This window comes from Roseibium sp. Sym1, from assembly GCF_027359675.1.
Classification (GTDB): domain Bacteria; phylum Pseudomonadota; class Alphaproteobacteria; order Rhizobiales; family Stappiaceae; genus Roseibium.
On the sequence record NZ_CP114786.1, the window covers coordinates 1,835,905 to 1,848,259 of the forward strand.

A 12,355-nucleotide genomic window follows, 5' to 3' on the forward strand; every position below is an offset into this window, starting at 1 on the left:
GACCCCGGTGGTACGTACAATTTCAATAACTTACGACGCCGATCGGCAACGGGGCCTCTTGCCGATTCACAACATTCGCTTAAGGCGGCTATATGATAGGACGAGCGCCGCAGGATAGGCGGGCAGAACTACCTCACTATCATTCGATCGACTTCTCGACAAAGCCGAGCGTATTGGCATTTTCGACCAGCGTCCGCACCTTTGCGCGATCGAGTCCGCCGGGCACTTCTGCTTCGATCTCGAGCCTTAGCCTCACTTCGTTACCTGGTAGCGTCGTGAGCTGTTCGACGATCGCCTCGACAATTTGGTGGATATCCCTTGCCGGCCGTTCCGGCGAGATCATTACGGTGCCGGTAAACCGCGTTGGCTTCCGCTCTGAATGAGGCGAACCGGGAGCCCCGTCCGTTGCTTGCTCTTCGAATTTTTGCGACTTCTCACCAGGCGCCTCCGAACCGCCGGTCAGGCCAGGCTCTGCGGGGGCCGGCCTGTGTGCCTCAGCAACGTCAGACTTCACGATGATGCTATCGCTGTCGATGACCACAACCGCATTGTCGGTTCGTTCGATTGCAAGCCCCAGATAGGCACCTGCATTCTCATCCCATCGCTCGGCGTAGGCGAAGGGTCCGGGCAGCATGCCGCTGACGGCTGCCTGTACGGCCTTAATCAAGACGTCCCGGTTCTTCAGTCGCGGTAGATAGATGTGGCGGTTAAGATACTCCAGCAAATCCTTCAATGACAGGTGTGGTTTGCCGTTCCAGATGTATTTCTGGAGATCGCGATCGAGGCGCGATGGTCCCAGTTCGGTGAGCAGCCCTTCCTCGGCCACGAGCTTTTTGCTCACCCGCGCCAATAGCCCGTCCTGTGCCGGAATCTTGCCCGACATCCACTCGACATCGGCCTGGGCACTCTCCTGCGTCGGATAATGCAGATAGCACCACGCCTCCTTGAGACGCGTCTTTATCGTCTCGGTTGCTTCGGCCAGCTTGGCCTTAGCGAGCGCACTGTCACTCTGGGTGAGGTTGAGCCGATCAGTGTCGCGGACGATCTCGCCCCACGCTAGGGAGGTGCGCACGGCGTCTTTCAGGTTGTCGAGCTGGCGGGCGTCCGCAGCGATAAACACCAGGGTGTTGCGATACACGCGCGGTGCGCTGCCACGCTGCATCAGGATGTCCTTCGCTTCGATCAACGCTTCCGAGGTGTCGCGTCCGTTGTGCGAATGCGCGACCCCCAATACCACGGCCCGCACGCCGCCGGCTTCATCGGGCACCTCGGCCGAGGAGGCTGGCGCGACCTGCCGGGCGTCGAAATGCCCACGATCCGCGAGGCCATTCACATATTTGCCGAGTTCCGCGTCGATCGTCACGTCAACCAACGCCGCTTCGATCTGCGCTGCCTTATCCGCGGCAATTCGGTTGAGGCTGGCCGACATGGAGTACCAGTAGCGGCCAAGATCGGCGTGCATGAACTTGGCCTGGTTGGTCAGCCGCCGAAGTGCGTCTCCAAAAATTGCCGGGCGCTCTCCCGGCTGCACGACTCCAAGATTGATCTGCTTGTCGTCCAAACCGGTATTCTGCTGCTGGTGCGTCGGCGCGGTTCCCATGAAGATCGTTCGGGCGACCCGCCTGGTCGCCGAGTAGCGGTTCAGGTTCGGCGCCGATTGATCGATCTTATAGGGCGTGGACGTTGTGCCATCGACATCACCGGCGATGATCGACTGCCAGCTTACGTCGAGATAGTGCAGCAACTCCGGCTCAATGCGCGGCGAGCTAACCGCGACGCTTCCTGGCATGATCATCACCGACGGGTCGCCGCTCATCCAAAGCTCGTGGACGGCCTGCGCCATCAGACGGAGTACGCCTCGCGTACGTTGGAATTTTTCGAGTGAACCCCAACTCGTGTAGAGTTGATCGAACAACTCGGGATGGATCGGATAAGCCTTCTCCAGCTTGCGGCGGTAGTCTTCGTCCGCGCAGCCCTGCGGGAAATCGTTGGCGTTCTCTCGATAGAGCTTGGCGAACTGCTTCAGCGTGTTGTCACGGTGATGGAATTTGTCGCCGGGGATGTCCTTGAACAGCCGCCGCCGGACGATTTCATAGCTCTCTTCCTGGCTCGCCGGCCGCCACGAGGATTCCACACGGCTGAAGGTCTGCTTGAGGCGCGCTAGCGCTTCCTGGCCCCCTTCGCCACCCACCTCGATCTGCGAGGCGGGTAAGGAGGCGACGAGCAGTGTGCCGGGGCTAGCCTTCACCGCCTCCGTCAGCGACTGAACGAAGGACAAATTCGCATCGAACGACCCCGACGGCAGCCCCTCGACCTTGTAGATCTGCCGGAGGTAGGCGACCCATTCATCGATCAGGATTAGGCTCGGCGCATATTTCTTGAAGAGCGCCTCCAAGAGGTTCGAGCCCGGTGCGATGCCGCTGGCGTCGTTTCCCGCCACCATGGCATAGGCGTCAGCGCCGCCAAGCTGCCAGGCGAGTTCACCCCAGGTCGTTCGGATTTTCCGATCACCCTCGGCGTGGAGCACGTCCTGCGGTCCTCGCGATGTGCCGACGAGCACAGCGCGATTGACGCCCTTCGGCACGCTAAGGCCCTGCTTTTCGAGCAACTGGTCCAGGCCGGAGAGATCCTGGACCGGAGTCGGGCCGCCCATGTGATAGAGGGCCAGCATCGAGTGTGTCTTGCCGCCGCCGAAGTTAGTTTGCAGTTCAACGACGGGATCGCCGCCGCTGCCGGACAGCCGCTTCGCTGCCCCGATCAGCAGCGCGCTCAAACCTTCCGTCAGATAGGTGCGGCTGAAGAACTGGCGCGGGTCGCGATATTCCGGCGGAGCGCTGCCCGAATGCACCTTGGCGAGATCGGCTGCGAATTCGGCCTGCTGGAACTCGCCGGTGGCAACATCCTGGTGCGGCTCGACCACCTCGCGCCACGGCAATAGGCCGGCCACGGTCTCGACCGAGATTTCGAGACGCTGGGTTTTCCGTCGCTCCTCGTTGCGCCGAAGCTCGGTGAACTTCGTGCGCAGAATAGTGTCGCGCATCTTGCCGAGCTGCTCGGCCGTCTCGCCGGCGCTGATCGCCTCCATCAACCGACGCATGGAATCGAGCGCGCGCTCGGCGTCGTCGTAGGTGAAGGTCGCGTTGTGCGATAGCTTGTTCCGAACGTCGCCCAGCTCATTGACCAGCGAGCGTTCGGCACGGCCGAGCACCGCTTTGAACGCCTCGCTCCAGAAGCGATCCATGACGTTGAACAGCGCGGCCTGGTCCCAACCGACCGCGCCGCTGCTGTTAGGACGCAAGTTCGGCAGCTTTTCCAGCACCTGGACTTGCCAGTGCCCCTTTAGCGAGGTTTCGAGCCGCTTTTCGACGAAAGGAATCAGCGCCACCGGCAGCAGTTCCATTCCTTCAAATACATATTGGCGCGTGCTTTTTGCCACGTTCCGTTCCCCCTCAAATATCCAACCGGATCTGACGATCGCCGCGTGCGTCGTGGATGGACGCCGCGGCCTTTGTCAGCTCAGTCCAATCGGCGATCAGGGCGTTGTAGGCCGTGGCCTCCTTCGCATCCTTCCGCTTGTTTGCGCTGATGTCGTAGAGGCAGTAGGCGAGATCCTTCACCGCCACGGCCTGGGTGCTGATCTTCTTCAAAAGGACGGCGGTATCGTGGGAGATACCGTCCTTCTCGTGCAGGCGGATCAAATGCTGGAGACACTCCCACACCGTCAGGTGTCTGTCCTCTTCCGGATCCCAATCCTTGTCGAGTTCGTCACGGGCGAGGATGCGGACCTTGCCGGCGGCGCTATCTATGATCCCGGCGTGCTTGACGCTTTCGACCGCGATACCGCGCGCACGGGCAAGGTTGTCAGCCACACCATAGTCCCCCTTGCCTTTCCCGTGCTGCTCGAACCAGGTGATGGCGAACCGGGTGTCCGCGTCGAACTCACCCTGGATGCCCCCTAGGTACTCGTCGAGTTCTTTGTTGATGAGCTGAAGCGCGGTTTTCACGCTCATCGGATTGTCGTCTGACTCCAGCACAGTCTTGTAGCGCGAGAACACGCCCATGCCGGGGCCGATGGCTGATTGTGGCATATCCGCCGGCGCGATGTTGGCGGCCTGAAGCTCGGAGATCGATGGCGGCAGCTCGCGCTTCAATGCACGGATGAACTCAGCGCGTGTAATGCTTTCTGCCGTGGTTTCCTTCTTTCGACAAACGAGGACGACGGAGTTGGCAAGAGCATTGGTCCCCGAGGCGATCATGCGGTTCGCCATTTCGGTACGCATCGGCCAAGTACCAACGACAGCGTAGCCGGCTTCGACTACTGCTTGCAGAAAGGTGGCCCAACCTGTCGAGCTGATGCCCTCTTGATCAATCTCGCTCTGCTTGAATGCGTAATAAATCGTCGCCGGAAACGCATCCGATGATTGGGCCGCCATATTCGCGATTGCACGGCTCATCCCATCAAGGAAAAAGCGTTCGGCAGACTCGCGCCCCCCATGCCGATACGGCGTTGCTACCAGCTCCTCGGCCTTGGGCGTGGCGAGAACGGAAAAGACCTCTGGATATACCTTCTGGATATTTGGCTTCATCCAGCAGTAGAAAAAGTCCGACAAATCCGCATAGCCAATATTGTCATAATAGGGCGGATCGCACGAAATAACGGTCCCCGCTGGGTATTCGGCGGTCTGCGCGTCCTGATTACACTCGATACCCGGTGAAAATGGTAGAAACCGGTCCAAAACCTTGGAAACCGTTGTCGCGCTCACGAGAAAATCGCCAGCAGCACTTGCAAATGGATTGGCCTCGAAAAAATCCCACGACATGGGAATAGCCTGCCGACTGAACATATTCTTTAGCTGCGTCTTGTCCGCTGCCCACCGGCAGATCGTGTTGCAGCTGTCGGCAAGTCTGCTACCCGCCAATCCAAGATAGACGCTTACTGCCTCAGCATAGGCTTGGGCTCCGCTACCGCCATCGCGCAAAGGTACGCCATCGTTCTGGAGTCCGACGGCCAAACCATCGACCTCAATTTGTTCCCGTGCTTCCTGTACCAGATCGCTGAAAGTGTTCAGAGCCACCAACTGGCGATCAGTGAACAAGTCGCCGAAAGTCGCTAGGCCGTAGTCCACCGTCCAGAAATTGCGAGGATCGTTCGGGAGTTTGGTTACCGGTTCCCATACAGGCTTTGCCGACAGGGCGATTGTTTCGTGCATCTCCGTAGGCGCGACATAGGCTCTGCTGCGATTACCTTCCGCAACAATGGCGATCAGCGTTTGGCCCATTTTGCCGGCACGCCCATTACTCTTCACATAGTCAGGAGTGATTGCAGCATCTGACATAAGGCAGCGGAAATTCGCGCCGCGACCTGCCTTGGTCCCCTCCTTGGCCGCCGCGATCTCGGCTTTGGTTCCGCCATGCCTGACCCGATAGGAAATGGACTTCGCCTGCTTATCGACGATGGGCTCGACCCACGCCTCCTTGCCGGTCTTAGTGCTGAGCAGGAAGCTCGATGCGATTGGTACCGCAACATTCGAGAACGCTGGATCGGGACTTGGCACCGTGCGCGCCCAGATCCAACCAATCACTGTCGCCCTGGCCCCCCCATATCCCTTCGTCAGTTCAATCTGCGGATAGAGATGCCCGATGCGTTCCCATGCCTTCTTGCGCATCCACTCGCCGTAATATTTGACGTCCTCCGCTAGACCCTCGGCGTTACGATAGAACTGCCGGTCCTTCGCGCCCCGATGGACCGGCTCCTTGTCCTTGAACTTCGGCGGGATCTCGATCATCGCCTTGCCGATCATCACCGCGACCGGGTTCAGATCAGACCCATAGGCGGGCAGACCGAGACGCTGCGCCTCCAGCGGGATTGACCCGCCGCCCGAAAACGGGTCATAGACTGGCGGCAACTCGCCGCCGCAGCTCTTGCGGATTTCGACACGGGCCCGTTTCAGCACCTTCTCGTTAGTCGAGTTCTCCCACTTCACCAGGTCCTCGATGATGGCGAAGAGCCGCTTGCGCTCAATCTCGACCGCTACGTCCTCCAGCGTCGGCTCTGGTGAAACCGCCGCCGTCCCCTGCGCCGAAGCCTTGCTCTTCTCCCAAGCAGCAAGGCGCTCCGGTAGTTCCGCTTCCGCCTGAGCACGGAGTGAGGAGTTGGCGAGCAGTTCTTCGGCGTGAGACGAAGGGTCATCAACCAGCTGGGCAAAAAGAACAGCTCGACACGCAGCTAACGGCCGCCGCGCCCACCACAGATGCAGCGTTGACGGATGGCCATGCCTGATCGACTTCTCGCGCGCAGAGGCCGCATTGATCGCTTCGAGCGGAATGGCGACTTCGATGAGTTTCTTTTTGTAAGCTGTCACAGTTCCACCTCGATCCAATCGAAATCAGGAAACGGCTCGCCCGGATGCCGAAGCCTTAGCTCGCCCATCAAGGAACCGTCCGAAAAAACACTGCCGTAAAATGTCCCGCCATCCAGATCGGCGGGCGTGTCTCGCCGCTCCGATGGTTCCAGCGCCATCAACTCTGAAGCACCAGCCGGCTGTACCGCCGAACTCAGAGCGCGCAGGACTTTCAGATCAAGGCCGACAAGTTCGATGTCGATGCCATCCCGGAACCAGGGGAAAGGCCAAAACGGCCAGTCTCGGAATTCACGCCAGAATTTGCGGCTAGACAGGTCGGGATACCTCGGCGCCACAGACGCGATGCTGACAGCATATTGGCGTCCACCCACGGATAGAAGAGGAAACTCGTATCGCCGCGGCTCCTCTTCGTCTTCCCGAAGCCGAGTAGCCGCGTCGTCCAATCCCATCAGCGATAGCCACGAGGAATAATTAGCCCGGCGAACCGCGTCGCGGGGGAATTCGACAGGATTTTCAGAGATCTCCGGTTCAGGGTCGACGAAAGCGATAAGCGATGTCTCGCCGGAAGTATCTCCGGTTTCACGTAGGAAGGTGCCGATCGCAAAGCTCTTGATTGGCTGGGGGGTGATATATTTGTCCCAACCGTCGAGCTGGGTCAGTCCCTCCCTCAGGGCGCCTTTGATTGGCGGTTTCCGTCCAGGAGTCGAGAACCCACCCTTGCACTCGGCGAGCACCCATTCCTGTCGTGCGTTTTCGGCGATGAAGTCTGGTGCCTTCGTCTTGTCTGCTGGCCATTGCCTATTTTGCGTGGTGGCGCGTTTCCTCCATTCGGTTTCAAAGCGACCGACATAGGCGTAGCCGGTGTCCTCCAGGAACAGTAGAGCCATACCTTGTGCAATCCGACCGGCTAAGCCAGTGCCGGCGAAGTCAGCATAGAAATTTGACATGCCCTCGTTCAGGCACCATTCGCTCGCGTCCCAATCGAACAGGTGACCGTTTTCGAGAAGAAACCCGGTAGCCCCTACCCACCGAATTGGCGCGGACGGCCACCGCAAGCAATCAGCCTTCTTGACCGCGTGGGCGAGACGCCAAGCACTGAAATTCACGGTGCCCGATGCTTTCGGTAGCGGTCGTGTACGACCGTGGGGCTTCTCCACCTTGGCCTTCGCCAATTCATGGACGGGGAGGTTGCTGTGCCCGTTAAACGCCTGAAGGACCCGTTTGGAAACGCCACCCCAACGAGCCATGTGGTCGAGCGGCAACGCCATAGCGCTAGTCGTTGAGGTCATAAACGAGCCTGTATGTTGCGGGATGAATGGTGATCTCGCCGTTGTCGCGCAGCGCGCGTAGGTGAGTCCCCGTCATCTCGACGGGCTCGCCCTCCGGGTTGACGAGAATGAATGAGTACACGTCGGGCTTCAGATCGAGCAGGCCCCAGATGTCAGCTTCGATCTGAAGCGCGTCGCGCTCCAGACAGTGTTCCTTCGGATAGTAGTGGCACAACACCTCGCCGCTTGCCGAGCGGCGCTCCCACGGAAATCTCGCACCATTGGCGCGGCCGATCCAGCTTCCATCCGAATTGAAAAAGCGGTCGTTGCCGTCGGCCTTGTAACCGTGGGCGAGCGCGAAACGCGCCATGACGCTGGGACGTGGAGGCTTGGGGGCAACACGGGGCTTGGTGGCGATTTCAGCGTCAATCAAGTCATGATCCAGCTCTTTGGGCTGCGGCTCGGGTTCGGGCGGTGCGGTGGATTCATCGTCCTCCGACAGATGGACATCGTCCTTCGCGATCGACGCAGCATCCTCATCAGCGCCCGCGGAAGGCTCCCCTACTACACCGTCCTCAATCGGTGCGGCTTCGGGCGGGAGCTCGACAGCCGACGCAACGGTTTCTTGCTCAGGGCCAAGCGTGAAGTTCTCCTCGAGGTAGTCCTTTATGTCCTCAGGCGATCGATCGAACGCATAGGCTAGGGCTGCGCGAATATCGGTAGTCAGGTTCCTTCCGATCTCCTCGGGCACGCGCTTGGCGAGCTTCGCCTTCGGTAGAGGGCCAACGAACAGTTGACGGTCCAGCCAAAGGACGTCGGTAAGCCGCGCGGTGCCAGCGGGCATACCATCGAGGTAGGGAATGACCTCCAGTTTGGGCGCCTGGACCCAGCTTGTCTCCGCAATCGCTTCCGCTAGTGCTCTCACACGCTCGGTGTCGGCGGAATCGGCAAACTCGATCCGCCCGAGCTGAACTCCGAACGCTGTCAACCAGGCGCGCCGGTCTTCAAGACCCGTAAGCGACGAAGGCTGGTTGAAGCGCTCTTCGACGAGGTCCGATAGCGCAGCCATTGACGCAAACGGGACAGCCTGAACCGTGTCGGCCGAGAGCTGACGGAGATCCGCAGTCCTGCGTTTTACCCAATTGTGAAGGTGCCCGTAAGTGAACAGGCTTTGCATGCTGAGCATATACGCGAGCGTGTCCACCGGAACCCATTCGCCCAGCAGGTTCACCCAATGGCCGCACTCTTCCCAGATTCGCGTCGGGTAGCGTCCCAGCAGGGTGCGAACGCGACGCGCATCGTCGGGCGACAGCACCTTTTCTGATTCCAGAGTGCCCAGCCATTGTAGCGCCAGGTCCGCTGACGGACGATCAGCGACACCGATGCGCCGCCATAAGCTGAGATCGACCACCGAGACCCGGACTGTCGCAGCGCCAGGAACATCCTCTTCATCCCCGGCTAGGAACACTCCTCCCGACGTGACCCACGTGCCGTCGTGGGCAAGTATGAGTTTCTCGGTCCTGAAGGCATCCCTGATGCTCTGCGCGTCCGTGGTCGAGCTTCCGTCAAACATCTGATCGAGACGGCGATACCATTTCTCGACTTCGTGGCTAGGAGCCCTGTCCGACTTTGCCAATGCGCGCAGCCGGTCGAGCAAGCGCTCCGGGCCGCTCGGTGTATTCCGGACGCCGAGCAAGTCCAGCAGCGGGCGGGTCGTTTCCCGGTCGAGCAGCCCCTGCACAAAAGGCTCGACATCGATCAGTGCTTCCGTCTCCGGGGTGCGCCGCAGAAGATCGCCGGGTTTATGCAGGAAACCGCGCACATCGCGAAGGCACGGCAGCTCCCGAAGCCGCGATGCCCACGTCGGAAGTAGCCCGCGGCGCAATACGGTTCGTCGATGGCCGTTGGAAGCTTCCTCAACGATTGTCGCAGATGCCTTCTGTGACCAGAAATCGCTCTTCTCCGCAATCAGTCTCTCCGCGACGGCAGCCCATATGCCGTCGTCCGTCTTTGCTGCGCGCTGCCAATGCGTCCAAAGCTCAGCTGGAAAGTCCCAATCGTTAATATAGAACCACGGGTCCTTGTACCGATACTCAACCCGTCCCGAGAATGCTCGCTTCTTGAGCTCGACATTCAGCGAAGACTCGCGTCCCGAGAACGTCCGCGTCTCTGCAAGGGGTGGGAATGTCCGCAGCCCCGATCTGCCCGACGAGATCCATTGGAGCCACTCGTCGCGGGTACAGGACTTGAAGCTCGCAACATAATCGGGATGTAGAAGCCGAGTTTTCTGGATTGCCTCTGGCAACAGCTGTTCCAGCGTGCCGTGCTCATCGAACAGCACGGCCTTTTCGATAGCGCGAAGCTTCAGGTCAGCACAGGCATACCGAAAGGATCCGCCGATGGTGACCCCCAGCTTAGCTGCGATTTGGGCAAGCTGGACGCACTCGACCAGCTTTGGCTGATCAGAACTGAAGTAATCGACGGCGACGCGTTCGATCACGGCATTGACGTCGCTGGTCCCGTCAAGGCCGATCTCCTCTAGCACCGCGAAGGCTGCCTCGACAGCGTCGCCTCGCCCAGTGTCCTTGGCACTCCTGCCGCGACGCTGTTCAGCGAGGAAGCGCGTCCAGTTCTGGTTGAGTACTATCAGATGGTCGGCCAGGAACTCCCAGTCCTCGTCCGACTGTAGCAACTTCTTCTCGCCGAGTCGTACGACCTCCGAGGCTGAGTAGAGCACTTCCTTGCCTTGGACCGGAACGACGCGTAGTTGATCGGCGTTGCGGCATTGCCAGCCAGTCACCTCGGGCGCGATATACGACCACAAATTCAGCAGGTGTCGCCACGTGGACGGTCGGGGGAGATGCTTGTTACGCAGTTGCTCAAGCAGATCGGCTTTCGAAAATTCCTCGACTAGGTTCCAATGAACCAGCTTGGTTCGGTCTCTCGACGACACATGCTGGCAGAGCGCCGGTCGCGACTGTTTATCGAGCAAGGCCATCGCCTGGTCGGCGGGCCAGATATCAAATATCGGCTGTGGGACAGCGATCGCCCCGTTGGCTGCGGCGACATGGCCTTCTTCGGTGAGCAGGACCGGCCGATCTCCGATCGCTTCATCAAACGCCAGCTCGACAATGGCAGCACAAGTCCCTTCTAGCGTGCTCGCCTCTCGGTCGACGTCTGGGAGAAACCCGTAGGCATCCGCCCTCTCTCGCGGACTGGCTTTGGCTTGTTCGAGCCAATCTGCCATCGCATTGGCGGCGAGCTCGCCGGTGCGCTTCAGCAGCCAGCGATTGGTCGGCGACGTCTCTGGATCTTTGATCTTAAGTCGCGCAGGATCCTGGATGAAGGGAGCGTTGCAGGCGAAGGGAAGCGGGGTCTCAACACCGGTCGGCAGGACAACATAGAGTCGTCCTTTCGCTCCCAGGACGATCTCCACCCGGCAGGGTGGAAAGTCGCCGCCGTCCTCGGCGCCAATCATACGCTCCTTACGGATCTCGTCGAGCGCATCGACCGGAAACTCCTCTTCGGCCGAGCGCACCAGCAGGAAGGGATCATCCGCTTTATCGTCAAGGGCCATCCATTCGCTGTTGGCGATGGGACCCGGGCCGAGGCTTTGCCAATGCACTGCCTCATCGCCGATTTGAAGGCGGCGAATTGTCTTGAAGAAGAGCAGCGACACCGGGCTTTTCAGCCATTCGTCGAGGTTCTTTTCGACCTCACGGCGCAGCAAGGGGTTGGAGATCGCCACCTCGACACGCGTCGTTCCCGACGTGGTGCTCGCGCCGTCGATCCAGCGCGGTTCGGTGAACCGGGTGCGTTCGAAGGCGATAGCGAGAGTCGGCGTGAAAAGCTCGACCCGATCACCCAGGCTGAATGTGCTCTTGAAGCCGATTCCCCGAAAACCGATCGTATGGAGGGCGCGCTTGTTCGAGTAGCCGAAGCGGCAGATCGACGCGAAATGAGCTTCGATGAAATCCTCGCCATCATGCTCGAACACGAAGCGATCATTCTCGATCGATACCCGCGCTTCCTTGGCGCCAGCATCGTCGGCGTTCTGAAGCAGCTCCGAGAGAATGTGTCGCGGGCTTTGCACCTGTTTGAAGAGCTGGTGCCAAGGACCTGCGAGCTCCGGGTCCGCTTCGAGCTGGTCCCAACGTCTCGACGCGCTTTCCCGTATCCGATGGAAATAGCCGGGGGGAGCGGCGGCGCTGGCCGCTATTTGACGCCCCGCGCTCATAGCGGCCACTCAAGTGTAGAGGGAGTGGCTACCAGTTCTGGTCCGCGCGGTGGGGAGCTTTTGCGCCAGCCACCCTTGACCGTTTGGATCGCGGAAATCGCCAAGCGTTGCGCGGCAGCCAGCTCGCACAGTTCGGACACGTGCCAAAATACCGCCCAGTGCCCTTGATTATCCGACGAATATTGCCCCGTAGTCGGGGGGCGATGCAACATGCCATTCGAATGCTTGCCGTTTCCGCTTTCCTCACAACCGACATACCATCCCACCCAGGACACGATAAAACTGTCCTTCGCCGGTACGTCCTCATGCGACGGATATATGAGGACAGGAACACGCTGATCGGCGCGCAGTTCGTCGACTTTGCGGAACAGCTCCCACTTGCGCGAGCCAAATGCAACGAAGCCGGTATTGCCGGAGATTTCGGCTCCCGATTGAAGGTGCTCCAGCGGAACAGGGGCGAGGATGGAGAAGTCCTGGATATCAATCAC

Annotated in this window: 5 protein-coding genes; all 5 read right to left on the bottom strand. The window is 60.0% G+C overall.

Translation table 11 applies throughout. The annotated features are described in order from the left end of the window. Positions 1 to 139 precede the first annotated feature (139 nt). The 5 genes from O6760_RS08420 to O6760_RS08440 are packed head-to-tail and all read right to left on the bottom strand — an operon-like array spanning position 140 to position 12,355. Complete coding sequence (locus O6760_RS08420; protein WP_152505130.1) at positions 140 to 3,436, bottom strand: DUF499 domain-containing protein; 3,297 nt, start codon at positions 3,434 to 3,436, stop codon at positions 140 to 142. Positions 3,437 to 3,449: 13 nt separating this feature from the next. Beyond that, on the bottom strand, positions 3,450 to 6,362 hold the full coding sequence (locus tag O6760_RS08425; RefSeq protein ID WP_152505131.1) for a DUF1156 domain-containing protein: 2,913 nt from the start codon (positions 6,360 to 6,362) through the stop codon (positions 3,450 to 3,452). Next, positions 6,359 to 7,630 carry a hypothetical protein gene (locus tag O6760_RS08430; protein ID WP_152505132.1) on the bottom strand — a complete coding sequence of 424 codons (1,272 nt, stop codon included), beginning with the start codon at positions 7,628 to 7,630 and terminating at the stop codon, positions 6,359 to 6,361. Before O6760_RS08430 ends, O6760_RS08425 begins: the two co-directional genes overlap by 4 nt. A gap of 4 nt (positions 7,631 to 7,634) precedes the next feature. Next, positions 7,635 to 11,867 carry a sacsin N-terminal ATP-binding-like domain-containing protein gene (locus O6760_RS08435; protein ID WP_152505133.1) on the bottom strand — a complete coding sequence of 1,411 codons (4,233 nt, stop codon included), beginning with the start codon at positions 11,865 to 11,867 and terminating at the stop codon, positions 7,635 to 7,637. After that, entirely contained in the window at positions 11,864 to 12,355 is a 492-nt protein-coding gene (locus tag O6760_RS08440) for a hypothetical protein (RefSeq protein ID WP_152505134.1), read from the bottom strand. Before O6760_RS08440 ends, O6760_RS08435 begins: the two co-directional genes overlap by 4 nt.

Excerpts from the sequence above, each read along its gene's own strand:
- O6760_RS08430 (WP_152505132.1), bottom strand. The coding sequence starts at position 7,630 with ATGGCGTTGCCGCTCGACCACATGGCTCGTTGGGGTGGCGTTTCCAAA.
- O6760_RS08435 (WP_152505133.1), bottom strand. The coding sequence starts at position 11,867 with ATGAGCGCGGGGCGTCAAATAGCGGCCAGCGCCGCCGCTCCCCCCGGC.